At 70.7% G+C, this 22,863-nt stretch carries 21 protein-coding genes and 2 pseudogenes; 17 read left to right on the top strand and 6 right to left on the bottom strand.

The features are described 5' to 3' along the window. Nucleotides 1-170 precede the first annotated feature (170 nt). The 3 genes and pseudogenes from ABZ234_RS13050 to ABZ234_RS13040 all read left to right on the top strand — a co-directional run bounded on the left by ABZ234_RS13050 (nt 171) and on the right by ABZ234_RS13040 (nt 1,905). Nucleotides 171-767 (top strand): YdcF family protein, encoded by a 597-nt coding sequence (locus tag ABZ234_RS13050; protein ID WP_355012131.1) that lies wholly within the window; start codon nt 171-173, stop codon nt 765-767. A gap of 83 nt (nt 768-850) precedes the next feature. Beyond that, nucleotides 851-1,579, top strand: a pseudogene (locus ABZ234_RS13045) (GrpB family protein). 17 nt (nt 1,580-1,596) lie between these two features. After that, nucleotides 1,597-1,905 (top strand): tetratricopeptide repeat protein, encoded by a 309-nt coding sequence (locus ABZ234_RS13040; RefSeq protein ID WP_355012130.1) that lies wholly within the window; start codon nt 1,597-1,599, stop codon nt 1,903-1,905. Between the two features lie 549 nt (nt 1,906-2,454). Here the strand turns inward: ABZ234_RS13040 and ABZ234_RS13035 are convergent. Next, nucleotides 2,455-3,039, bottom strand: a complete 585-nt coding sequence (locus tag ABZ234_RS13035) for a TetR family transcriptional regulator (RefSeq protein WP_355012129.1) — start codon at nt 3,037-3,039, stop codon at nt 2,455-2,457. A 25-nt stretch (nt 3,040-3,064) separates the two neighbouring features. Here ABZ234_RS13035 and ABZ234_RS13030 point away from each other — a divergent pair, with 25 nt between their 5' ends. The 4 genes and pseudogenes from ABZ234_RS13030 (at nt 3,065) to ABZ234_RS13015 (ending at nt 6,870) form a co-directional block, all read left to right on the top strand. Next, on the top strand, nt 3,065-3,907 hold the full coding sequence (locus ABZ234_RS13030) for an NAD(P)-binding domain-containing protein (protein WP_355012128.1): 843 nt from the start codon (nt 3,065-3,067) through the stop codon (nt 3,905-3,907). Nucleotides 3,908-4,046: 139 nt separating this feature from the next. After that, a pseudogene (locus ABZ234_RS13025) lies at nt 4,047-4,127 on the top strand (recombinase family protein); the annotation flags it as partial. Nucleotides 4,128-4,594: 467 nt separating this feature from the next. Then, nucleotides 4,595-5,470 carry an NmrA family NAD(P)-binding protein gene (locus tag ABZ234_RS13020; protein ID WP_355012127.1) on the top strand — a complete coding sequence of 292 codons (876 nt, stop codon included), beginning with the start codon at nt 4,595-4,597 and terminating at the stop codon, nt 5,468-5,470. Between the two features lie 167 nt (nt 5,471-5,637). After that, nucleotides 5,638-6,870 (top strand): serine/threonine-protein kinase, encoded by a 1,233-nt coding sequence (locus ABZ234_RS13015; protein WP_355012126.1) that lies wholly within the window; start codon nt 5,638-5,640, stop codon nt 6,868-6,870. A gap of 192 nt (nt 6,871-7,062) precedes the next feature. On the opposite strand, the gene ABZ234_RS13010 is transcribed toward ABZ234_RS13015, so the two are convergent. Together ABZ234_RS13010 and ABZ234_RS13005 are read right to left on the bottom strand one after the other, a co-directional pair. Further along, the gene (locus ABZ234_RS13010) at nt 7,063-7,494 is read right to left on the bottom strand and encodes a hypothetical protein (protein ID WP_355012125.1); all 432 of its coding nucleotides are present in this window, start codon (nt 7,492-7,494) and stop codon (nt 7,063-7,065) included. A 412-nt stretch (nt 7,495-7,906) separates the two neighbouring features. Continuing rightward, entirely contained in the window at nt 7,907-9,319 is a 1,413-nt protein-coding gene (locus tag ABZ234_RS13005) for an MFS transporter (protein ID WP_355012124.1), read from the bottom strand. Between the two features lie 109 nt (nt 9,320-9,428). On the opposite strand from ABZ234_RS13005, the gene ABZ234_RS13000 reads away from it, so the two are divergent. The 5 genes from ABZ234_RS13000 to ABZ234_RS12980 all read left to right on the top strand — a co-directional run bounded on the left by ABZ234_RS13000 (nt 9,429) and on the right by ABZ234_RS12980 (nt 14,388). Then, the gene (locus ABZ234_RS13000; protein ID WP_355012123.1) at nt 9,429-10,118 is read left to right on the top strand and encodes a TetR/AcrR family transcriptional regulator; all 690 of its coding nucleotides are present in this window, start codon (nt 9,429-9,431) and stop codon (nt 10,116-10,118) included. A 177-nt stretch (nt 10,119-10,295) separates the two neighbouring features. Continuing rightward, a complete protein-coding gene (locus tag ABZ234_RS12995; RefSeq protein ID WP_355012122.1) occupies nt 10,296-10,799 on the top strand; it encodes an NUDIX hydrolase in 504 nt (167 codons plus the stop codon). A gap of 245 nt (nt 10,800-11,044) precedes the next feature. Beyond that, nucleotides 11,045-12,118 carry a CPBP family glutamic-type intramembrane protease gene (locus ABZ234_RS12990; protein ID WP_355012121.1) on the top strand — a complete coding sequence of 358 codons (1,074 nt, stop codon included), beginning with the start codon at nt 11,045-11,047 and terminating at the stop codon, nt 12,116-12,118. A gap of 154 nt (nt 12,119-12,272) precedes the next feature. Continuing rightward, nucleotides 12,273-12,875 carry a dihydrofolate reductase family protein gene (locus ABZ234_RS12985; protein WP_355012120.1) on the top strand — a complete coding sequence of 201 codons (603 nt, stop codon included), beginning with the start codon at nt 12,273-12,275 and terminating at the stop codon, nt 12,873-12,875. Nucleotides 12,876-13,152: 277 nt separating this feature from the next. Further along, complete coding sequence (locus ABZ234_RS12980; RefSeq protein ID WP_355012119.1) at nt 13,153-14,388, top strand: epoxide hydrolase; 1,236 nt, start codon at nt 13,153-13,155, stop codon at nt 14,386-14,388. A gap of 195 nt (nt 14,389-14,583) precedes the next feature. Here the strand turns inward: ABZ234_RS12980 and ABZ234_RS12975 are convergent, their stop codons facing one another. After that, entirely contained in the window at nt 14,584-15,087 is a 504-nt protein-coding gene (locus tag ABZ234_RS12975) for a CGNR zinc finger domain-containing protein (RefSeq protein ID WP_355012118.1), read from the bottom strand. A gap of 107 nt (nt 15,088-15,194) precedes the next feature. On the opposite strand from ABZ234_RS12975, the gene ABZ234_RS12970 reads away from it, so the two are divergent. From ABZ234_RS12970 to ABZ234_RS12955, 4 genes are all read left to right on the top strand, one after another. Then, nucleotides 15,195-16,064 (top strand): alpha/beta hydrolase, encoded by an 870-nt coding sequence (locus tag ABZ234_RS12970; RefSeq protein WP_355012117.1) that lies wholly within the window; start codon nt 15,195-15,197, stop codon nt 16,062-16,064. 240 nt (nt 16,065-16,304) lie between these two features. Then, a complete protein-coding gene (locus tag ABZ234_RS12965) occupies nt 16,305-16,799 on the top strand; it encodes a hypothetical protein (protein ID WP_355012116.1) in 495 nt (164 codons plus the stop codon). A gap of 879 nt (nt 16,800-17,678) precedes the next feature. Next, the gene (locus ABZ234_RS12960; RefSeq protein WP_344178074.1) at nt 17,679-18,284 is read left to right on the top strand and encodes a hypothetical protein; all 606 of its coding nucleotides are present in this window, start codon (nt 17,679-17,681) and stop codon (nt 18,282-18,284) included. A 77-nt stretch (nt 18,285-18,361) separates the two neighbouring features. Continuing rightward, complete coding sequence (locus ABZ234_RS12955; RefSeq protein ID WP_355012115.1) at nt 18,362-18,616, top strand: hypothetical protein; 255 nt, start codon at nt 18,362-18,364, stop codon at nt 18,614-18,616. Nucleotides 18,617-19,893: 1,277 nt separating this feature from the next. On the opposite strand, the gene ABZ234_RS12950 is transcribed toward ABZ234_RS12955, so the two are convergent. Beyond that, a complete protein-coding gene (locus tag ABZ234_RS12950) occupies nt 19,894-21,348 on the bottom strand; it encodes an MFS transporter (RefSeq protein ID WP_355012114.1) in 1,455 nt (484 codons plus the stop codon). A gap of 158 nt (nt 21,349-21,506) precedes the next feature. Here ABZ234_RS12950 and ABZ234_RS12945 point away from each other — a divergent pair, with 158 nt between their 5' ends. After that, on the top strand, nt 21,507-22,298 hold the full coding sequence (locus ABZ234_RS12945; protein WP_355012113.1) for a helix-turn-helix transcriptional regulator: 792 nt from the start codon (nt 21,507-21,509) through the stop codon (nt 22,296-22,298). Nucleotides 22,299-22,418: 120 nt separating this feature from the next. Here ABZ234_RS12945 and ABZ234_RS12940 read toward each other — a convergent pair whose 3' ends face one another. Next, nucleotides 22,419-22,844, bottom strand: coding sequence for a VOC family protein (locus ABZ234_RS12940; protein ID WP_355012198.1), 426 nt, complete (start codon nt 22,842-22,844; stop codon nt 22,419-22,421). Nucleotides 22,845-22,863 lie beyond the last annotated feature (19 nt).

Here is a 22,863-nt window from a genome sequence, read left to right as displayed (position 1 = left end):
CCGACCGTCCAGGGCTTCCCGCTGCTTCGGCCGCGGGAAGCCCGCATCTCCGGCGGGGCCGTGCGGATGTCCTTCGGACAGGAGGGGGCTCCGCCGTGTCCCCCGCTGTCCCGACCCGCTCGGCGACCGTTTTCCCCGGCCGATACCCGGGGTGCCCTAGAGTCGGCCGTATGCGGCGAAGGACGGGGCTGGTGGTGGTCGGGGTCCTGGCCCTGGCCTGGAGCGAGTGGCTGAACTGGCGCTGGTCCCGGACCCTCGTGGGGAGCGGTGGCGGAACCGCCGACGCCGTGGTCGTGCTCGGTTACCGCAACCCCCAGGCGAGGGCGAACGCCGTCAACCGGTGGCGGGTCCGCGCCGCGATCCGCTCCATCCCGGCCGGTGAAGCGCGCGCCACCCGCCTGGTCTTCAGCGGCGGTGCGGTCGGCAGCGGTGTCGCGGAGGCCCGGCTGATGGCCGACCACGCGAAGTCGCTCGGGTTCGACGGCACGGTGCTTCTCGAGGACCGGAGTACGACAACCTGGGAGAACGTCACGAACGTGATCCCGCTGATCGAGGACGCCGAACGCATCGCGATCGTCTCCCAGCCGGCCCACGCGCTCAAGGCCCGCGCGTACCTGCGGCACCGGCGCCCGGATCTGGCCGCGAGGCTGGTGCGCGCGGACGACTACCGTCCCGGTGAGTGGGCGCTCGTCAAACCTCTGCTGGCCCTGTACGGGCTGTGGGCACTGCGCCGTCTCCGGGCCGACGAGCGCAGGCCCCCACCGTAGACAGCCGCTGTTGCTGTGGACGGCCACAGAGAGCGGCTTTGCCCGAGACCGTCGCCGAACTCCAGAACGCGGTGCCCTCGGGCATGCTCGACCGCCTTTCCACACGGCCCGGAGACCAGCGGAACCTCCTCGAGTTCGTGTGCACCTGGGTCCCGCGCATACGCCCCGGCCTCAGCGGCCACGTAGCCCGAGCTCTGGACGAAGGGCTGACCAGGTTGACCGACTCTGACCTCCGGGATACCACCAGGCCGAATGTCTGGTCGGTGTTCGGCCCTGGGGACGGCAATCTCGCCAACTACCTTTGGGACGGGTCTCGGGTCCGTGTCGTCGACTTCGAAGAGCCCGGTCGAAGTGACCGGGCCTTCGAACTGGCAGAGATCATCGGGCACATCGGGTTCACATCCGTCCCGGGTCTCGCGGCCAAACCCATCATCGACCTGATGGCGGCTACCGCGTCCCCGAGGGAGGTTCGCGACCACGAGCCCGCTCTGGCCCGTCTCGGCCTCATCCTGCGTGAGAACGGAATGAACGATCGGCTGCTCCATGTGCGCGCCCCCGACGGGGTGCGCACGCACATCCTGCACGTCGTCACCCGGGCGAGTTGACCCACCCACAATCAGAGGATCCTTCGCGACTACCTGTGCTCCCACCCGGAGGAGGCGGCACGCCATGCGGAACTGAAGCGCAGGCCCGTGACCACCGTCATCGCCCCGGGCGAGTACACCGAAGCGAAGACCACGTTCATCCAGGAAGTGACCGGCCGCGCGCGCAGGGAGCGCGGCCTGCCGCCCGAACCGGTCTGGGAGAAGTAGCCCCAGGGCCTACGTGAGTGACTGACTGTTACTGCACCACAAGATCAGTGCCAGAACCCGGAGATGTCAGTGGATCGGTCACCGACTTGTCAGTGGAGGCGATCGAGGCTCACTCCCGTGCCCGCGACATCTTCCCGCAACTGGGTGACGCCCACGGTGAGGCGACGGCGTGGAACAACCTCGGTAACGCCCTTCATCAGGTGCAGCGAGAGCAGGAAGCTCGCGAGGCGTTCGAGCGGGCTGTGCAGGGGTTTCGCGCTACCGGGGACGAACACCGACTGACTGTTGCCCGAGGCAACCTGACTCGGCTGCGTCAGCGGCCATGACGGCGGTGGCGGTTCTGGAAGCGCTGACAGCCAAGGAGCGAACCTTACCGGCGGTTAGTTAACCTGGGTTGACGGAACCGGACGCGGAGGAGCCCCCGCGCAACGTCGCGTTGCGCGGGGGTCGTCGTGATCGGGCTATGACCTCCGGGCGTCTCAGTCCTTGTCCGGGGCCGGCGCGGTCCGCTCGGGCTCGGGGACCGGTATCGGCTCACCGGTCTCGTGCGGCTCACCCGGCCCCGGCTCCCTATGCCGGAGCCGCCGCCCTTGGCGGCGGAGGCGGCGTGGGGGGCGAACATCGGGGCTCCTTCCGGGGCGCGCGGTGCGCCCGCCCCCCGAGCATGCCCCGTCCCCGGCGCCAGGGGCCGGTGTGTGGCCGACCCCGGCCGCGCCGTGTCCCGGAGCGGCCACTAGGCAAGAGCTACTCGCCGGTCACATGTCCTGTTGCCGGGCGTTCGGGAGGAGCAGGCCGTCTCAGGGGCTCCGGGCGCCAGCCGGTCGGCGTTCGGGGGCGGCGCGAACTGGTGTCGTTTGGGCCGGTCGAGCGCCGGGTCAGTTCCGGGTGCTGGCGGGCTCCAGTTGGGCCAGGACGTGGTCGAGGTCGGCGGCGAAGGTGTCCGGTTTGTTGCAGTCGGGGTCGCAGGTCTCGGTGGCGGCGTTGAGGGCGGCGAAGGCGGACCCGACGAGGGCGCGGGTGACGACCCGGCTGCCGGTTCCGGCGGCGCGCTCCAGGAGGACGTCGACGAGCCGGCGCTGGATGAGGTCCATGCGGTCGAGGTATGCGGCACGCAGAACAGGGCTGGACTCGATGATCGAGTACATCAGCTTGGCCCGGCCGCGATCGGCGACGACGACCTCGAAGGCGTGGCGCAGGGAGGTCCAGGGGTTCTCCGCGGCCGGACGCGACCGCAGGACGTCCACCATGCGCTCGCCCTGCCGATCGAACTCGCCCAGGACCAGGTCCTCCTTCGTCCCGGCGTACCGGAAGAAGGTCCGCTGGGAGATGCCCGCCCGCTCGGCGATGTGGTCGACCGTGGTGGCGTCGAAGCCCTGTTCCCGGAACAAGCACTCCGCCACCGCTGTGATCTCTGCATGCACGGCGCGACGTGCGACGCCACGAACTCGGGACTCGGCCATGCTCCGATGCTAGCAGCCCGCCACTTTGACAGTCACTGCCAAATATGACGTACAGTGTCTGCGTGTCGAGGCGGGCAGTGGAACTGCCCGGTTGGCGTGGTCGCGAGCAGACGCTCGAACACATGAAGGAGATTCGATGAAGGTTGCAGTCGTCGGTACCGGTGACATCGGAAGCCAACTCGCCCGGAGGCTGGCACACGGTGATGTCGAGCTGATCATCGCCAACTCCCGTGGCCCCTGGTCGCTGCCCGGGATGGCAGCGGAGCTCGGGGCGCAGGCGATGACCGTCGAGAAGGCGATCTTGGCCGCAGACGTCGTGGTCCTGTCCATCCCGTTCAAGGCCATCCCCGGCATGCGCGAGACGATTCAGAAGGCATCGGACGAGACGATCTTCGTCGAGATGTCCAACTACTACCCCGAGGTCGGCGTCATCGAGGGTGTCGACGCGTCACCGTCCGACACGACCTGGCTCAGCGAGCAGGTCGGCCGACCGATCGTGAAGGCCTGGAACTCGATCTTCTCCCGCAGCCTCGCTCTCATGGGACGCCCGAGCGGGGATCCTGACCGCATCGCGCTGCCGGTCGCCGGCGATGATCCGGCTGCGAAGCAGGTGGTCATGCAGCTCGTCGATGCCACGGGCTTCGAGCCTGTCGACGCCGGCGAGCTGGCCGAGTCGTGGCGCATGCAGCCGGGCTCGCCGGCCTACTGCACGGACCTTGACACCGACGCACTGCGAGCCGCGCTCGCGCGTGCCGAACGCGCCCGCTTCGCGCACGACCGCATCGCCGGCAGCCAGGCGATCTATGACCCTGAGACTGGCATGGACATGGTCCGTGGGGTGCAGGTCTACCGCGACGTCACGAGCTGACCCTCAGCGTCAAGGTGTGAGGCCAGTCCCGCGCGGACCGGCCTCACGCATCGGGGAAGACCATCACCTCCCACGTGGTGGCCATGCGGCGGAAGGACAGGTGCTTGTGGTCGCCCTGGTCTCGGATCTGCGCCGCGCCGGGGTCGGCTTCCGCTCCCTGCACGAGGCCCTGGACACCACCACTCCTGGCGGCAGGCTCGTGTTCCATGTCTTCGCCGCCCAACTCGAGCACCCCTACGTCATCGCCGGGGTCAACGTCGTGGCCGCCGAATCGGGCGAGGCCGCCCGCGCCATCGTGCAGCACAACCGCCGGACGCTGGCCCGGGGCCTGGTGGAGAAGGAGCAGGGGGTATCCCTGTCCGACCGCGAAGTGGACGCTCTGATCGAGCGGGGCGCGGTCCGGCAGTTCGACGCCATGTTCACCTACACCGCCGTCGGCGAGGCCGCCGAGGTCGCTGCCTACCTGACCTGGTTCCAGGGCCTGTCGGGCGCCGATGCACTCGTCACGGCCCACCAGGCCCCTGACCTGGACCAACGACTGGCCACGTTGGAAGTGGCGGCCCACTGGGGCCCGCCTCGCGGGTAGGGGCGCCCTGCTCCTGGTCGCCGGCCTCGCCTCCGCAACCCAGCACCAAGGACCAGGCCCAACAGAGGTGCTCGGGTTCGCAGAACAGAAAGGTACTCATCATGGCAAGAGCGCTCATCCTCGGTGCGTCCGGAAGAGTCGGATCACAGCTGGTCAAAGAGCTGGACAAGAACCACGAAGGCCTTCGAGTGCGCCTTGCCACACGGCGCGCCGAGGTCGCCGACCGGTGGCGCTCCCAGGGGCGCGAGGCCGTCGTGCTGGACCTGGACCGCCCCGAGCACTTCGCCGTAGCGCTGGAGGGCGTCGACCGGGTCTTCCTGCTGACCGGCTACACCGCGGACATGCTCTACCAGAGCAAGATGTTCGTCGACGCCGCCGCGCAGGCCGGGGTGGAGCACATCGTGCACCTGGGCGTCTTCGGCTCCGGCCGTGACAGGATTCCGCATTTCTCCTGGCACGAGCTCATCGAGACCTACATCGAGGCCAGCGGCATGGCGTGGACGCACCTGCACCCCAACGTCATCACCGACACGGTGCTGGCCCCGGTCGCCGAGACCGGGGCGTTCTCGGTCTCCTGGCAGGAGTCCGCGCTGGGGTGGGTGTGCGCCGCCGACATCGGCGCGGTAGCCGCCGCAGTGCTGCGTGAGGGGCCGGACAGGCATGGCGGCGAGAACTACTGGTTGAGCACGGAGGTGGTCACGGGCCCGCAGGTCGCCGACATCCTCAGCGAGGTGCTGGGAACCACGATCACGTGCTCTGTGGCGGGTCCTGACGACTTGGCGTCCTACGTGGGTACGATCCCCTCGGCCGGCGATCGCCTCTACATGGAGAGCGCCGTCGCGACGATGCGGCAGACCGTGCTCGGCAACATGGCCTTCCAGGCCGTCGTCCGCGACGACGTCCGGACGGTTCTGGGACGCCCCGGGACCACGGTGCGGGAATGGGCGCAACATAACCTCCTCTCCACCGGCGGCTGAGGCAGACCGGTCCGCGGGCCAGCCCGTTGCCCCGTTTCGGCATCCTCGGTTCGCCTCGACGAAGCCCCGCAACCATCGGTTGCGGGGCTTCTCTGTGTGGCGTCAGTTCACTGATTGCGTCGATCAGGGGGTTGGGGAACATCCGAACAGGATCCGGCTCCAAGGGCATGCGCTCGCTCACCGGCCGCCAGTACGTGGGCGAACCAAGTAAGCCGGAAGGGGGCGACGGAGTTGCGACGTCGATGGCGCGGCGGTGCGCCCGCTCGGGAAGGGGCGCGGTGCGGGCCTCCAGACGGTGGCGACCATCTGCAAACAGCCTCGCGCTCGTTGCGCCCCCGGGCTACCGTCGACCCATGCCGGAATTCAACGTGCCTTGGGTGATCTTGGTCGTCTTCGTACTCGCTGCCCTCGGAGTGATGGTCTACAACATGCGGCGATTCCGTCACGCGACTCCTCCGCCTCCCGAGGACGGCGTGGCAAAGACCAGGCCTTCAGGAATCGCCACAGACCTTGGGTGGGTCGGCCCCTACAGACTCTTATGTCGCCTGGGCACCGGCGGTATGGGGCAGGTGTACCTGGGCCGTTCCCCCGGCGGGCGCGACGTCGCGATCAAGGTCGTCCATCCCGAGCTCGCCGGGGACCCCGAGTTCCGGCGCCGTTTCGCCGCCGAGGTCGAAGCCGCCCGCAGGGTCGGCGGGTTCCACACCGCCCCGGTCGTGGACGCCGACCCCGCCGGGGTCCCGCCCTGGCTGGCCACCGCCTACATCCCCGGCCCCTCGCTGCAGGAGATGGTGCGCGAGCACGGCCCGCTCCCGGCCGGCTCGGTCGCCGCCCTGGGCGCGGGCCTGGCCGAGGGGCTCATCGCGGTGCACGCGTGCCGGATCGTCCACCGCGACCTCAAACCCGGCAACGTCCTGCTGGCCGCCGACGGACCCCGCCTGATCGACTTCGGTATCGCCCGCGCCCTGGACGCCACCTCCCACACCCGCACCTCCACCGTGCTGGGCACCGCCGCGTTCATGTCCCCCGAACAGGTCACCGGGACCGCGGTGGGACCGGCCTCGGACGTGTTCTCCCTCGGATGCGTCCTGGCCTTCGCAGCCACCGGCCGCAGCGCCTTCGGGGAGGGCCCCGCCCACGCCCTCACCCACCGCATCGTCTACGACGAGCCCGACCTGAGCGGTCTGGCCGGGCCCCTGAAGGACCTCGTCTCCGCCTGCCTGGCCAAGGACCCCGCCGACCGCCCCACCCCCGACCACGTCCTGGCCGCATGCGGTACGCGGCCCCCGACCGGCCCGGACCGCCCTGTGGGGGCATGGCCACCCGAGGCCCTCACCGAGGTCATCGCCCTGCACCGGACGCGCCTGCTCGCGGAGGACACGCCACCGACGGCCCCCTAGCTGCGAACCGCCTGCGACCGGACCGCACAAGGGTTCAGAGCGCGGGTGTCCGGTCGCAAGGGCGCCCTGCCCCGGCCCCGTCCGGCCGGGCCCGCCCACTGGGGAAGCCGACCCCGAGCGCGAGGCCCACGAGCCTGTCGACGTCGCCGGAGTCGGCCTTCGCAGGGCCGGTTGTACAGCCAGAGGGTGGGGTCAGCCCAGATCCGCCATGACGTAGGGCTCCAGCTCGGCGGCGAACGTCTCGCTCTTGACGCCTTGCGCCATGTCCGGGGTGCCGGAGTCGATCGGGATGCGCAACGCGCTTGGGCACGATGAGTACGCATCGAGGTCGCTGTCGATGACGAAGGTGGCTACTGCCTCACCGGTCCTGGCCTCGTACACCCTGAACGAGTGCGTCGCCGGGTACACCGGGCTCTCCCCGAAATCCCATTCGCAGGTGCCCATCGGTGTGAACTCCCGCTGATGGACACCGGTCAAGCACACGACCAACTGGCCCAGTAACGGTTCGTCCGCCTGCGCTTCCTCGTCGTAGGCCCGCCATTCGTGAGGCACCGTGTAGATGTCGAAAGATCCACTCCCCAGGTCAGAGCCTGATGAGGGCAACAATTCCACGCCGACCAGCACGAGGTGCGGTCCGGGACCCGCGTAGGGAGGCGCGGCCGGGTTCGGAACGCCCCACCGCCGAGGCAGTAGTCGACGGAATTCGAGGGCTCCGGTGAAGTGGGAGCTGCCGTCGGCACGATCGGGGTGGGTGAGGGAGTCGGTTCCGGCTCACCCGACCCGCCGCATCCTGGGGCGATCGCCAGCAGCACAGCGATCAGGGGCAGTGCACTCCGGTATGGCATGCGTTTCATGGAATCGCAAAGACGTGCCGAAGGGAACTCTGGTTGTTCCATTCTCCGTCCTGGGAAGACCTCGGTTTCCGGCCTGCTCGACCGGTTCCCCGAGTTGTGCGGGGCGGAGCGTTAGTGGCCCACCGTGAAGAACATTCCGGTCGCGCTCGGCCTTTGCGAAGCCCTCGTGGTCGCTGCCCGCATCAGGCTGCGGCTTCCTCGTGACGTGCAGGGCGGGGTACTCGGCGGGGGCTGATCAGGATCAACGTCGTTGCCACGGCGAGGCCGGACAGGAGGGCGGATACGGTCAGGACGGCTTGAACCCCGCCGGTGACAGCTTCGCGGTTGGCGCCGCCGTAGAGGGTGTAGACGGCGCCGAGCGCTGCGGTACCGATACCGGCTCCGACGGAGGCCAGGGTGGAGACGCTTCCGGCGACCATGCCGACGCGTTCGGGTGCGGTGACGTTGACCGCCACGGCCATCACCGGCGCTCCGGCGATGCCGCCTCCGGCGCCCCAGGCCAGCAGCGGGACCAGGAGCACCCACCACGGGGTGTCGGGGGCGACCAGCAGTGCCAGTGCGAGGAGCCCGGCGCCTTTGAGGGTGTAGCCCAAGCCGATGACCAGACCGGGCGCCCAGTGGCTGAGGAGCTTGGAGCCGACCATTCCGGTGATCATCTGCGCGAGGAAGATCGGCGTCATCAACAGGCCCGCGAGGGTCGGGCCCAGCAGCAGCGCGTCGGCGAAGTACAGCACCAGGTAGACAGAACCCCCGATGCTCAGAACGCGGGAGAGGAACACCGCGAGCATCGCCCCGGAGAACGCCGGCTGGGTGAACAGCCGCAACTCCAGTGTCGGCTGGGGCACACGGAACTGGAGGACGGAGAACCCCGCCAACGACGTGAGCGCAACGATCAGCAGTGCCGTGTCCTGCATGCCCCAGGGTGCCTCTGGGCGGAGCATGAGCATGGTGGCGGCGCCGAGACCGACCATCAGCAGCACGCTGCCCAGCCAGTCCGGACGGGCAGCGGGGCCGGGCTGCGCGGTGCGTGGCAGCACACGCGCTGCGACGATGTAGGCCGCGATGCCCAGGGGGATATTGATCCCGAAGACGGCCTGCCATCCGAAGGCCTCGATCAGCAGCCCGCCCAGGGTCGGGGCGAGCAGCCCGGCCGCGGTGGCGAACGATCCCCAGGCGCCGATCGCGAGGTTGCGTTCTTCACCCGAGTACCGGTCCGAGAGCAACGGGATGCCGTTGACCATGATCACCGCAGCCCCGGCGCCCTGGACGACCCGGGCGAGGTTCAAGAACCCCAGGCTCGGCGCCAGCATCGCCGCCAGCGAGGCCAGGGTGAACACCGCGATCCCGGTCAGGAACAACGGCCGCCGCCCCCACCGGTCGGAGAGGCTTCCCACCACCTGCGTGAGGGCGCCCATGGCGACCGTGTAGGTCACCACCACCGACTCCACGGAACCTCCATCGGCGACGTCGGCGCTGATCAGCGGTAACCCGAGCGCGACGATCGTGATGTCGACGACCACCAGCCCGGTGGAGGCCATCACCAGCACCAGCACCCCGCTCAACGGCGGCAGGCGGCGGGACTTCTCGGCGGCCATACGATCCTCGGCTTTCGACGCGTCAAGGGTTGCCTGAGCCATCGTGCGGCACCAACGACCTAAAAGTCAATGTGTGTGAAGTTTAAGTGTGGGGCCCTAGGATGGGACCATGCCCAGCTCGCAACGCCGCCGACCGACGACCCGCAAGGGCCGCCCCGTGCTCACCCGCGAAATCATCGCGACCAAAGCCTTGGAGATGGCCGGCGCACAAGGGTTCCGCGCGATCACGATGCACGCCCTGGCCGCCGAACTCGGGGTGACCGTGCGGGCGTTGTACAACTACGTCGAGAACCGCCGCCAGGTCATCGACCTCACCGTCGACCTCATGCTCGACGCCTGGAACCCGCCCCCGCTCGACCCCGGGACCTGGGAGGACTCGGTAGCCGCCTATGCCCAATCACTGCGAGCGCTGTACCGGCGCTGGCCCCGCGCCCTGCTCGTCGCCGTCGACGAGGACACCCCGCCGACCTCGGTCCACCCCAACCGGCTGACCAACCTCGACCGGTTCCTGACACTGCTGCGCGACATCGGCCTCGACACCACCGCCGCGCTCGACGTCCACCGGCACCTGTCCCTGCTCGTGTTCTCCTTCGCCCTGATGGTCGATCACCCCGCCGACCGCACCGCCACCGCGAACCGATCACTCATCCCCGCCCCCTGGCTGGAGGAACACACCGACCTCGACATCCCCACCCTCCGCGAAGCCGCCGCCCTCCCCACGCCGAGCCCGGATGAACAGTTCCAGGCCATGATCGCCTTGATCACCACACAGGTCAGAAGCCACCTCCACAGTCGGTAACCGGGTTGCTTCAAGGAACGCACCGCGTACGAGGGATGGCACGGTCTCGTCACAGGCCGGGGCGGTAGAGGGCCTGGACCGGTGGCCGAACGCCGGGAACGAATCCGGCGGAGGCCGCATCCGTCTCCACGGCGGCCCCGTCCGCCGGCGAACGGGCTCTCCTGTACGGTCTGCGGCATGACAGCAGAGGGCGGGAAGGCCCCCAGGCCCCGGGTGCAACTGGTCATCGGCATCGTCCGCCGGGGCGACGAGGTCCTGCTCGTGCGGGAGAGCCTCGGCAGCGGCGGCGAGATGCGCTGGTCACTGCCCGGCGGCGGGGTCGAGGACGGCGAGCTCATGCACGAAGCCCTGCGCCGCGAGCTGCGGGAGGAGACCGGGCTGTTGGTGGGCGACCCGGTGCGGACCGCGTTCCTCATGCACATCGACTCCGAGGAGCATCCCTCCGCAGTGGCCGCAGCCTTCGAGATCGACGAGTGGTCAGGGGACATCGCCCCGCAGGACGACGACATCGAACAGGCCGCCTTCTTCCCCCTGCCCGACGTCCTGAAGCTGCTCGGCGAACTGGACAGCGCGACACAGCGGGAGCCCGTCGTCGGCTACCTGACCGGTGCCGTCGCGTCGGGGGCCACCTGGCTGTACCGCAACCGGGGCACGCAGGAGAGGCTTGTCGCCCGCTGGTGACGCCAGACCGCATCCACTGTCGTCTTCGCGGCTGCCAACGGTCGCGCGGCCTCGCGCACGGCACCCCGTGAACCGGCGTCGCGTTCCTGGTCCGGACTCTGCGCCACACCGGCGGCGGACCCGGCCGTCGCGACGGGAACCGCTATCGCGCATGACATCTGTCATCCCGGGGCCGTGCGGGTCGCAGAGGGATCCCGTGACCGGTGGCACTCGGTTGCGGGCGCACCCCGAAATACGTTCGTGGCATGTACCGCAACGATGACTTCTCCACCCCCCTTCCACCGTCACGACCAGCCGCCGAGCCGTTCCGCACGGCGTGGGACGACGGTGCGGGGCAGGCCCCGCCGCCCCCGCTGTCCGGGGAGCCCGCCCACACCGCGCCGGTTCCTGGGCGCCGCGGTCCGCGGGCGGTCCCGCCGGGCGTGGAGTACCACCGCGTGCTCGCCGGGGACAAGCGCCGCATCGGTCGGGGAGTCCTCGCGATCGTGCTCCTGGTGGCGGGGCTGTTGGTCTTCGGCTTCGCCTTCGTCCAGGCCGCTACCTTCCTGGACACGCGGATGGGCAACACCAACCCGGCGGCGGGCGGCACCGACTACACACCGCTCTACCACGCCGCGGGCATGCTCTCCCTCGCCCTGCTCATCCCGTGGAGCATGCTCATCCAGCGGTGGCTCTACGGGGTGAGGGGCGCCTCGCTGCACTCGGTGGTCTCGGGTTTCCGGTTCGACGTGTTCGGCCGGGCCCTGCTGTTCATCGGCCCCGTCTGGCTGGTCGCCGTGTTCGTCATGAACGTCTCGATGCCCGTCGAGCAGACCTACTGGCCGGTCGCCGACCTGGTCGGCGTGCTGGTCGGCACCCTCCTGCTGACGCCCCTGCAGTCGGCCGGCGAGGAGTACGGCCTCCGCGGTCTCGTCCTCCGGGTCGCCGGGAGCTGGAGCCGTGGACCGCGCATCGGGCTGGTCCTCGGCGTCCTCGTCTCCAGCCTGCTGTTCACGACCATCCACGGTGCGGACGACCCGTGGATCAACCTCTGGTACTTCACCCTCGCCGTCAGCCTGGCCGTCATCACCTGGCGCACCGGCGGCATCGAGATCGCGGTCGTCGTCCACGCTCTGCTCAACACGCTCACCTTCATCATCGTCACGGCCCTGCACTCCGACATCGGCAGTGCTGTCACGGACCGGTCGGTGGGCACCGGGTCGGCCGTCCTGCTCGTGCCGAGCGTCACCGTCGCCGTGATCGCGGCGGTGGTGTGGCTGCGCACGCGCAGGTCGGGGCCGGCTCTCACCCTTTCCGACCCGCACCCCGCGCGGGGCTGACGGGGCGATGGCGGCCATGCGCGCACGGCCGCCATCCGGCGACCGCAACGGCCCGGCGGCCGGTCGACGTCTCTCCCCCTCCTGAACACCGATGACTTTCTGTCCGACGCCTGGTCTGCAAAGACGGATACGGACGGATCGACGGGAGTAACTCATGGGACAACTGGTCGTGGTCGAGTTCGTGTCGCTGGACGGCGTCATGCAGTCGGTCCTCTCCGCGGACGAGGACCGGGAGGGCGGGTTCGACGGGGGCGGCTGGGTGCTGCCCTATGTCGACGACGTCGTGGAGCGGGTCATGAGCGAGGCCACGGCCGGAGCCGGCGCGCTGCTCCTCGGTCGCAGGACGTACGAGATCTTCGCCGGAACCTGGCCGTACGGCGACATGGACGATCCCGCCGTGGCGGCGATGAACGCGATGCCCAAGTACGTCGCCTCCCGCACCCTCGAGGACCTCGGGTGGGCCAACTCCCTCCTCCTCGGCGCCGACCTGGTGGCGGAGGTCGGCCGGATCAAAGCCGAGACGGAGGCGGAGACCGTGGTGCTGGGCAGCGGGGACCTGCTCCGGACGCTGATCGGGCACGACCTCGTCGACGAGTACCGCCTGCTGGTCTTCCCGCTCGTCCTGGGCAGGGGCAAGCGGCTCTTCGCCGAGGGCACGGCCCCGCGCCGCCTGGCGCTGGCCGCCACACGGTCGACACCCTCCGGCGTCCTGATCAACACGTACCGCCGCGCGGCGGAGGGCGCCGCCACCGCATAGGCCCGCCGGCCCGGGACGGTCCCGCGGGGTCCGCCCCGGACCGAAGCCCTCCCCACCGCGGATACGGACGCGCGGCCGTCGCCGGGTCTCCTCACGGAGCGGCACGGACGTGGTTGGATTGGCGACGCACCTTCGCGCCGGAACGTCCTGTTTCGTCCGGCGCTCATCGTGCCGCCGCCCTTCGATTGCCTGCCGGCGGGGCGGGCGGCCGGAGCGCCCTGGCGAGAGGCCGTCCCGGCCCGCTGCCCGACGGCACACCCCCGTGAGGAACCACGCGATGAGCACCCCGCCCGCCTTCCCCCTGAAGCCCCTTCCGATCCACGTCGGCGACGAGGTCCTCGACGACCTGCGCGCCCGCCTCGCATCGACCCGCCCGCCGCTGGACGAGGGGAACGGGGACTGGTCCTACGGCGTCCCCGACAGCTATCTCCGTGACCTGGTCGCCTACTGGCGGGACGGCTACGACTGGCGAAAGGCCGAGGCCGCCATCAACGTCCACGAGCACTACCGGGTGGACGTTGATGGTGTCCCGGTGCACTTCATGCGCAAGCCCGGCCGCGGCCCCCGACCGATCCCGTTGATCCTCACGCACGGCTGGCCGTGGACGTTCTGGCACTGGTCGAAGGTGATCGGCCCGCTCGCCGACCCGGCTGCGTTCGGCGGTGACCCCGAGGACGCCTTCGAGGTCATCGTGCCGTCCCTGCCCGGCTTCGGCTTCCCCGGCCCGCTCACCGGCTTTCCGGACGTCAACTTCTGGAAGGTCTCCGACCTCTGGCACACCCTGATGACCCGGACCCTGGGGTACGCGAAGTACGCCGCCGGGGGCTGCGACATCGGCGGGATCGTCTCCAGCCAGCTCGGCCACAAGTACGCCGACGCGCTGTACGGCGTCCACATCGGCTCCGGGCTGCCGCTCGACTTCTTCAACGGCCCCCGGGCCTGGGACTTCGCCCGTAACCGGCCCCTCACCGACGACCAGCCGGCCGATGTCCGCGCCCGGATCGTCGAGATGGACCACCGCTCGGCGAGCCACCTCGCCGTGCACATGCTCGACGGCGCCACCCTCGCCCACGGGCTGAGCGACTCACCCGCCGGACTGCTCGCCTGGCTGTTGGAGCGGTGGAACGCCTGGAGCGACAACGGCGGCGACGTCGAATCCGTCTTCACCAGGGACGACCTGCTCACCCACGCCACGATCTACTGGGCGAACAACTCCATCGCCACGTCGATGCGCTACTACGCCAACGCCAACCGCTACCCCTGGACCCCCTCCCACGACCGCACCCCGGTCGTGCAGGCACCGGTCGGCCTCACCCTCGTCACCTACGAGAACCCGCCCGGCGTCCACACCGCCGCCGAACGCATCCAGGCGTTCAGGAACGGCCCGCAGGGCGACTGGTTCAACCACGTCAACGTCAACGCCCACGACCACGGCGGCCACTTCATCCCCTGGGAGAACCCCGAAGCCTGGGTGGACGACCTGCGCCGCACCTTTCACGACCGCAGGCCCTGACCGGCCTCCGCGGGCTCCCACGGCGGTGGGCCGGGCGGACACCGCCCGGCGGGGGAGTGCGCGTCCCCCGACTGGCCCAGACCGTTCGCCACGCCCCCCGGCCGTGCACGCGTTCCTCCACGACCGCTGTGCCCTGAGGCGGCTGTCCGGGATCCGCCGGGCCCGGGAAGAACGGCGGGCACGGCCGGACCGCCCTCAGGCCCCCGGCTCCTGGCGGGCGCGTTCCTGGTGGCGACGGGCCTTCAGGCGGTTGCCGCAGGTCTTCATCGAGCACCAGCGGGCGGTGTTGGCGCGGCTGCGGTCCAGGAGGAAGAGGCGGCACTCGTCGTTGCCGCAGGGGCGCAGCCGACCGGGCCTGCGTGCCCGGACCTCGTACCAGGCGAGCACCAGCTCCACCGCGAGCCTCCGCTCGGGCGGCCCGTGCAGAGGCCACCGCAGCTCCTCCCGGCCGACCTCGGGGACCCGGTGGGCGCCGGCGAGGATCCGCCGCAGCTCCGGCTCGGGCAGGGGACCGCGGGTGGCGGCCTGGACCGCGTCCCTGGCCGTCCGCAGCCAGTCGAGCGCCGGCGCCTCGTCCGGGCCGCCGTGCTCCTGTGCCCACCGCCGCAGCACGGCGTCATCGGCCCACAGGTCCCGGGGTCGGCCGTCCACCACCGGGGTGCTGTTCAGCGCCTCCAGCAGCGCCTGTTCGTCGATCACGACCGCCCACCTCCCCGCCTAACCCTCTTGGTTCACTTGACAGGTTACCTCGAATGGGGTCCACTGTGGGTGCCGATAACCACCAAAATGGATTGATAGGGTTAGTCATGGTCGAGGTCCGCCACCAGTACGCCACCGTTCGAGGGCACCGCGTCTTCTACCGGGAGGCCGGCCCCCGCGAGGCACCGGCCCTGGTGCTCCTGCACGGTTTCCCCACCAGCTCGCGCATGTTCCGCCACCTGATCCCGCGGCTCGCCGACCGGTTCCGCGTCATCGCCCCGGACCACCTCGGGTTCGGCCACTCCGACACCCCGCCGGCCGACACGTTCAGCTACACCTTCGACGCGCTCACCGACACCACCGAGGCGCTCCTGGCCGAGATCGGCGTCGACCGCTACGCCGTCTACGTGCAGGACTACGGCGCCCCCATCGCATGGCGGCTCGCGCTCCGCGCCCCGGAGGCGGTCACCGCGGTGGTCTCCCAGAGCGGCAACGCCTACGAGGAGGGCTTCGTCCCGCAGTTCTGGGCGCCCCTGTGGGCCTACGCCGAGGACCCGGGACCCGGGACGGAGCCGGCGGTCCGCGCCGCACTGGGGCCCGACGCCGTCCGCTGGCAGTACCTCCACGGAGTGGACCGCCCGGAACTGGTCGACCCCGACACCTGGACGGCCGACCACCGCGACATCAGCCGCCCCGGCAACGACCTCGCGCAGCTCGCCCTCTTCCGCGACTACGCCGCCAACCGGCCCCTGTACCCGCGGCTGCACACGTACTTCCGGGAGAGCCGCGTCCCGCTCCTGGCCGTGTGGGGGGCCGGGGACCTCATCTTCGGCCCCGACGGTGCGCGCGCCTTCGCCCGGGACCTGCCGGACGCCGAGATCCACCTGGTGCCCGGAGGCGGCCACTTCCTGCTCGAGAGCCACCTGGACACCGTGGTCGGCCACATGCGGGACTTCCTGGGCCGCACGCTGCTGTGACCAGGGCGGGTCTGACGCCGCGGCCCCCGGCGCGGGCTGTGACGCTCCTCGGCCCCCGGGCGGCCACGGCGGCCGGCGCCGCCCGGACACCCGCCGTGCGTGCCGGCGCCCCTCGGCACGCACGGCAGGGAACGCCCGTCCCAGGGCCCCGCCCAAGCCGGGACAGTGGCACACCCCCGCCGGTGAGGCGGGAATCGGAGTTCTCCTGCGCCCGCCGGCCTCCCCGGTCAGGATGGGGCCATGACCCTCCCGCGCCCCCTCCTCGCCCCGGCCGCACTCCTCGCCCTCGCCCTCACCGCGTGCGGCGGACAGGACACGGCCCCCGACCCTGAACCCTCTCCCACCGCCGACGCCTCGGCCTCCCCCTCTCCCGAGGGCCTGTCGCAGGAAGCCCTGGAGCAACAGGAGATCGACACCATCTCGGCGTGCACGCACGCGCGCATGGCCGCGGAGTCGTGGGACGTGGCCGCCGGTGTGGAACCGGCGGAACCCGGTGTGGAGGTCGACAGCACCATCACGTCCTTGACGGAGCTGGGCGACCTCTACGCCGGGACGGCTGCCGATTTCCTGACTACGGCGACCCCGGAGGCCCGGGAGGCGGTGGCCGACCAGGCCTCGCCCCAAGGAATGGTGGCGGTCCTGCGCGAGTGGTGCCTGGACACCGGGGTCATCGACGAGGAGGGGGAGCCGATCGACCCTCCGCCCGGGTACGAGCCCCCTTCCGAGGCGGAGTGACACGGTCTCCCGCCCAGGGGGGACGTGTCCCGCCCCCATTGTGGCCGGTTGTCCCAGGACGACGACCCGAGTAGGGGAAAGCCCTGCCCTTCACACGATGTGGGGGCGGGGCTTCTTCGCGTCCAGAGGTCGGCCGGTCTCGGCTCTGCGGCCCTCCTGGGTGCGGCGCCGCCTGTTCGCAGATCGGCGAACCCGTCCCTCGAAGGCGGGCCGGTCGACGCCGGGACGGTGGTCGCCGGGGGTTCGGGCCGCCTCCGGTAACTCGGGGGGACCTACCGGAGGCGGCGCCGGGGGCACCTTCTCGAACGGGGCGCGAAGGTCTCCACTCCTCGCTCCCCGGTGTCCAGTCGAGTCGCCCTCCCAGGTTTCAGAATCCCGATAACCTGGTTTACGCGTGACCGGAACTGAGAAACTTGTTCTGATCCGCGCATGGCGTTTTGTACCCGCCGAGCCGCGTTCAAAAGCCTACGAACGAGTAGATCTCACCTGTGAACGTTCCTGAACGTTTCTGAACGCCTGGGAACACGATTCCGACGTGTGGGCACATCAGACTCATTGGTCCATATTAGGCACCCAAACGGGCATAACCTGTTCTCCCCCATGCCGCTTCCTCCTCGACTTGAGGTACTTTTCCCCACATCGGCACCTCACGGACATCCACCTCTCGATCGCGACGTCTCCGGGGTATCTGTCGCGATTTCTTTCCGTTATGAGCGGGTGTGTTCCGGTCCAGTCGAAGAGGAAAATCCTTCACGAAAGGGTTGTTGAGCCCATGATTCGCTTCATTTTTCACAGGGGCACCACATTCACAGGCACGGTGCACGCCTGCGGCCGGGCCGGGGGCACCGCCCCCGTCGCGCACGGGGCGGAGGCCGGCCGATGAACCAGCGGCGCCAGCCCGAGAGCGGCCCCCAGCAGTCCCTGTTCCGCTACCGCCCCGAATACGGCTACGAAGTCGTCCCCGACGCCCTGCCGCGCCGGATCCGCGTGGACGCCGAGGGAATGCTGTGGGGCGAGGTCCCCGTGGTCCCGGTGGTCTCCGTGACGCCCCCGGAGGAGCCCCGCACCCGGACCGGCCGCAGCGTGGAGGTGCTCGTCGTCGGCGAGCGCTCCTCCCACGGTTCCGCGGCCGGGGCGCGCCGCCGGCCGCAGGCCGTGCCGGACCTTCCGGGCCACGACCTCAAGCCCGATCCGCTCCTGGCCGCGACCCCCGCCGAGTTCATCGAGACCATGCGCCGCTACCGGCGGTGGGCGGGGGAGCCCTCGTTCCGGGAGATGAACCGCCGGGTGGAGTTCTGCTCGGCGGCGGCCTTCTGTGCGACGCTGCGCGGTGACCAGCTCCCCAAGTACTCCGTGCTCAACGCGTTCGTGGTCGCGTGCGGAGGGTCCGAGGAGGACTTCCAGCGGTGGGTGACGGCATGGCGGCGCCTGGACCAGAACGGCGAGGAGCGCCCCACCATGATCCTGCTCCCGCCGAAGGACTGACGGTGCGGGGGGAGGGGGCCCGGCGGCCCCACCGGAGAGCGTCGAGGCCTCGTGTGCGGGGAAAGGCAGGGCAGAGGGTGCCCGACAACCGGGACGGGGCGCGGGGCCGGCGCGCCCGGGAGAGGGCGGAGTGCTGCTCCGCCGGGAACGGTCCGGCCGCCGAGGAGGCCCGGCGGGACACGAGGATGCTCCTGCTCACGGCCTTGGGAGTGGTGATCGCGGCCGCGGCGCTGGCGGTCGGCGTGGGCCAGTGGTACACGTCCGCCCGGTCGGCGCCCGGGAGCGACTCCGACCGCTCGACCCTGCAGGTGAACGTCACCGTGCACGAGTGACCGGACACCGTTCCGGGCCGAGCGGCCGGAACGCCCGCGACCGGCGTGGTGCCCCATGTGCCCTGCCAGGAAGCCCGGGGCGCCTCGCCGGGACCCCCACCGGGTCGTAGTTGCCCACGACGGGTGAGCGGTGATCGGCAAGGGGCGATCCTCTCGGCGATTCGCCGATCGGGTCGGTCGCACGGGCGTAGCGGACCACGGTGGCGGAGCCCGAGCCCAGGTGGTGTTGGATCGACCGGTGGCTGTGCCCCTTGGCGAACAGGTCATGGACAGCAGCGTGGGTCTCCCCGACACGGTCGGCGAACCGGCGCCCGGTCGGCCGGGGTGTTCTCCACGCTGGTGACCGTGATGTCGACGTTCTCGGGGAACAGCGCTCGGGAGAGCCATGGGCGGACTTCTTCCATGGCGTTCGAGGTTGTCGGCAGGATGCCGGAGACGGGGCGGATTCTGCCAGATCATCCTGAAGACTAACGGTGTGTGATTGCTCCACTGAAACTGCGCCAGGACCCGGGAACGGATAGCGGATGTTCACGGCTTCGGGAGGCGCCACTATCGGGTGCCGTTCGATTGCGCGTCTTCGGAGAGTGAGCGCCGGCGCCGTCCGGCACGGGTGTGAATAGTTCCCGCCCAGGAAGTGCCGGTGCACGGATCGTGGTCGTCCAGGACTTGTCCGGGCGACCGTTGTCGAGTGGGCCTCGAGGGCCCGTGCGCCCGCCGGTCGGCGTTCGGCGGTGGCGCGAGCCGGTGATGTCCCTTGGGCCGGTCGGCGCCGGGTCAGTTCCGGGTTCTGATGGGCTCCAGCCGGGCCAGGACGTTCGAGGCCGGCGGCGAGGGTGTCCGGCCCGCTGCCGTCGGGGGCGCAGTCGCAGGCCTCGACGACGGCGTTGAGGGCGGGTCTGTGGCCGACCCCGGCCACGCTGGGTCCGGGAACGGCCGCCCTCGACGCCGGGGCCCCCTACTACGGCCGCTTCGCCCCGCACGCCCAGCAGTACGGGCCACCCCGAGGACTCCACTCCCGCCACACCGCGCGCACGTGTACCGCAGGAGGGGCCAGGGGGTTGAGGCTGGTAGGGGCCCTCGATCGAGTGAGCTGTGTTCTCCATGGCCCCCGACTCCAGTCACTGTGCGTGATCGTTGAGGGCGTAGCGGTTCCAGGCCCCTCCCACCTGGGCAAGCACTCGGGCGGTGGTCGTGTCGTGGGCCCCCGGGGCCCGGGCGATGACCGGAGCGGGGGCTTGGAGCCGGAAGGGGGCGGTCGGAGGGGCGGTCGCAGGCGGCTACCCCTGCTGTGCCGGGGTCTCGCCGGTGTCGACCCCGGAGCCCGAGTGGCGGCTCCCGAGCAGCATGGCGATGAGGGCGGCGCCGAGCGCGAGCAGCACGGCGGCGACGACGAGCGCGAACGAGAAGCCCTCCGTCGCGGCGAGCGACGGGCCGACCGAGTCGGTCAGGGCGTCGCTGCGGCGCACGGCCAGGGCGACCAGCACCGCCAGGCCCACAGCACCGCCCACCTGTTGGACGGAGCTGAAGAGGGCCGCGCCCAGACCGGCGTTCTCCTCGGTGGTGCCCGTCACCGCGGCGACGGCCAGGGCGGGCAGGCTCAGGCCGCACCCGAGGCTCGTGACGAGCAGGCCGGGAAGCACACCGGACGCGTAACCGTCACCCGGTGCCACACCGGACAGCAGAAGCAGACCGGCCGCGCTGATCAGGAACGACACGATCAGGGTTCGGCGCATCCCGAACCTGAGCACCGCACGGGACGAGAGCCACAGCCCCACGAGGATTCCGGCGCCGTAGGGCAGGTAGGCGACGCCCGCCTTGAGCGGGCCGTAGCCGAGATCGGTCTGCAGGTGGACCATCAGCAGGAAGGCCATCGCGTAGAAAGCGGCGGAGAACAGCAGGGTCATGCCGTTGGCGACGGCACGGGGCCGGAAGGCCAGGAACGGCAACGGCACCAACGGCTCGGCCGTACGCGACTCGACCACGAGGAACGCCGCCGCCAAGGCGACAGCGAGGAGCAGCGGTCCCACGAAGGCCGTGCCGCCCCAGCCCGCCTCCCCGGCCCGGAGGAAACCGTAGACCAGGGACACGACGGCGCCGGTGCCCAGTACCGCACCCGGTACGTCCAGGCGTGCTCGGCGGGCGGCCCGGCTCTCGGGGACCACGCGGGGGAGCAGCACCAGAGCCAGAGCGGCCACGGGCAGGTTGATCAGGAAGATCCAGCGCCAGGAGGTGAGGTCGGTCAGCACACCGGAGACGACCAGGCCCATCGTGCCGCCCAGACCCGCGATGCCTCCCCACACGCCGAGGGCCCGGGCCCGCTCCCCGGGTTCGGGGAACAGGAGCGTGATCAGGGACAGCGCGGCCGGTCCGGCCATGGCCGCGCCCGCCCCCTGGGCGAACCGTCCGGCCACGAGCTGCCATGGTTCCTGGGCCAGTCCGCAGGCGAGGCTCGCCGCACCGAACAGCGCCACCCCGCAGAGGAAGACGCGCCGTCGGCCCAGCAGGTCGGCCGCACGGCCGAACAGCAGCAGCAGCCCGCCGAAGGCGAGGAAGTACGCGTTGGCCACCCAGGCCAGGCCCGCGGCGCCGAAGCCGAGCTCGTGCCGGATGCTGGGGAGGGCGACGCTCACCACCGTGTCGTCCAGGACGAGCATGAACTGCACGAAGCACAGCAGGAACAGCGCCAGCCGACGGCGGCCGGCGGTCGCTGTGAGGGGTGACGCCGAGGTCATGACGCACGCCCTTGCGGCGTGGTCGGCAGTTTCGTCGTGGAGCAGCGCCGTCGGCGCGGGTGATTGACCGGCATGCGAAGAAGCTATGCACGGGCCGTGTCGGCCACAATCCGCTATGGGGCCACATCGTGTCGAGTTGAGGCCATACCCTGGAGCGCATGAGCGAAGACGACCTAGGAGCCGTCCCGCCCGGGGCGGGGACGATCGTCGTCGGGAGCTTTCCCCTGTCGTCGGGGCAGTGGATACCCCCGCACAGCCACACGAAGCACCAGTTGGCCTGGTCCCGACACGGTGTGCTCGGCATCGCCGTCGAGGACACCTACTGGGTCCTGCCGCCCACGCGGGCGCTGTGGGTGCCCGCGGGGGTCGTCCACCGGACCGGTGCGACCCGCGACGCGGTGCTGCGCTGTCTCTACCTCGAACCGGACCAGTGCGGTCTGGACTGGACGGGGCCCACGCCGGTAGGTGTCAACGGACTGCTGGCCCACCTGATCGAATACCTCAGTCGGCAGGACCTCGCCGACGACGTACGGTTGCGGGCCGAGGCGGTCGTGCTGGACCTTCTGCACCCCCTGCCGACGATGCCCATCGACGTGCCCCGTCCCGTCGACGGCCGTGTGCGCGCCGTGGCCGATGCGCTGCTCGCCGATCCCGCGGACCGGCGGAGCCTCGAGGCCCACGCTCGGGCCGTCGGAGTGGGCCGGCGTACCCTGACACGGCTGTTCGTCGAGGACACGGGCATGAGTTTCGACCGCTGGCGCACCCATATGCGGCTGCGAGCCGCCCTGCCACTCCTCGCCGAAGGCCAGTCCGTGGCCCGGGTCGCACACGCCACGGGGTACGCGACATCGAGCGCGTTCCTGGCGGCGTTCCGCCGCACCGTCGGCACCTCGCCGAGGCGCTACCTCGACGGCGACGCCGTCTTCGAGGCGCCCGACTCGAGCCTCTAGGGCCGCCCGGGGCCGGGGCGCCCGCGACCGGCGTGGTGTCCCCCGTGTCGCGGGAGCGTGGCCGGCCGGCCACGGCTGGGTGCGTTCCCCGCTCGTTCGGAGGTCGGCGGCTACGGGTCGCTAGCCGAGCTGTTCGGCCAACCCGACGATGATTCCCTCGGGGCCACGGACGTAGCAGAGCCGGTAGCTGTCCCCGTACCGGGCCAGCCCACCGACGAGTTCGGCACCGTGAGTGCGCAGGCGGGCGACGACGTCCTCGATGTCGTCGACGGCGAACATGACGCGATGCATGCCGAGCGTGTTGTGCGGCGGGTTGTGCGGCCCGGTGCCGATCGGCACCGGGGAGTGGTATTTTGCCAGCTCAAGACGCCCATGTCCGTCTGGGGTGCGCATCATCGCGATGTCGCAGCGGACGCCGTCGAGTCCGACGGTGCGGTCCGCCCAGGGACCCTCGATCTGCGCTCTGCCCTCCGACTCCATGCCGAGTTCGGTGAAGAAGGCGATGGCGGCATCCAGGTCGTCGACGACGATGCCGACGTTGTCCATCCGCTGAATCGTCATGGTG

It is taken from the genome of Nocardiopsis sp. NPDC006198 (genome assembly GCF_040613895.1).
In the GTDB taxonomy this organism is placed as follows: Bacteria; Actinomycetota; Actinomycetes; order Streptosporangiales; family Streptosporangiaceae; genus Nocardiopsis; species Nocardiopsis tropica.
The sequence above is the reverse complement of the archived record's forward strand: the minus strand, read 5'-3'. Positions and strand labels throughout refer to the sequence as shown.

What these genes read in the sequence shown, in the direction of transcription:
- ABZ234_RS12960 (WP_344178074.1), top strand. Translation starts at nt 17,679, where the DNA reads ATGAACCAGCGGCGCCAGCCCGAGAGCGGCCCCCAGCAGTCCCTGTTC.
- ABZ234_RS12970 (WP_355012117.1), top strand. Translation starts at nt 15,195, where the DNA reads ATGGTCGAGGTCCGCCACCAGTACGCCACCGTTCGAGGGCACCGCGTC.
- ABZ234_RS13050 (WP_355012131.1), top strand. Translation starts at nt 171, where the DNA reads ATGCGGCGAAGGACGGGGCTGGTGGTGGTCGGGGTCCTGGCCCTGGCC.
- ABZ234_RS12990 (WP_355012121.1), top strand. Translation starts at nt 11,045, where the DNA reads ATGTACCGCAACGATGACTTCTCCACCCCCCTTCCACCGTCACGACCA.
- ABZ234_RS13020 (WP_355012127.1), top strand. Translation starts at nt 4,595, where the DNA reads ATGGCAAGAGCGCTCATCCTCGGTGCGTCCGGAAGAGTCGGATCACAG.
- ABZ234_RS12940 (WP_355012198.1), bottom strand. Translation starts at nt 22,844, where the DNA reads ATGGACAACGTCGGCATCGTCGTCGACGACCTGGATGCCGCCATCGCC.
- ABZ234_RS12980 (WP_355012119.1), top strand. Translation starts at nt 13,153, where the DNA reads ATGAGCACCCCGCCCGCCTTCCCCCTGAAGCCCCTTCCGATCCACGTC.
- ABZ234_RS12995 (WP_355012122.1), top strand. Translation starts at nt 10,296, where the DNA reads ATGACAGCAGAGGGCGGGAAGGCCCCCAGGCCCCGGGTGCAACTGGTC.
- ABZ234_RS12950 (WP_355012114.1), bottom strand. Translation starts at nt 21,348, where the DNA reads ATGACCTCGGCGTCACCCCTCACAGCGACCGCCGGCCGCCGTCGGCTG.
- ABZ234_RS12945 (WP_355012113.1), top strand. Translation starts at nt 21,507, where the DNA reads ATGAGCGAAGACGACCTAGGAGCCGTCCCGCCCGGGGCGGGGACGATC.
- ABZ234_RS13015 (WP_355012126.1), top strand. Translation starts at nt 5,638, where the DNA reads ATGCGCTCGCTCACCGGCCGCCAGTACGTGGGCGAACCAAGTAAGCCG.
- ABZ234_RS13000 (WP_355012123.1), top strand. Translation starts at nt 9,429, where the DNA reads ATGCCCAGCTCGCAACGCCGCCGACCGACGACCCGCAAGGGCCGCCCC.
- ABZ234_RS13005 (WP_355012124.1), bottom strand. Translation starts at nt 9,319, where the DNA reads ATGGCCGCCGAGAAGTCCCGCCGCCTGCCGCCGTTGAGCGGGGTGCTG.
- ABZ234_RS13035 (WP_355012129.1), bottom strand. Translation starts at nt 3,039, where the DNA reads ATGGCCGAGTCCCGAGTTCGTGGCGTCGCACGTCGCGCCGTGCATGCA.
- ABZ234_RS12965 (WP_355012116.1), top strand. Translation starts at nt 16,305, where the DNA reads ATGACCCTCCCGCGCCCCCTCCTCGCCCCGGCCGCACTCCTCGCCCTC.
- ABZ234_RS12985 (WP_355012120.1), top strand. Translation starts at nt 12,273, where the DNA reads ATGGGACAACTGGTCGTGGTCGAGTTCGTGTCGCTGGACGGCGTCATG.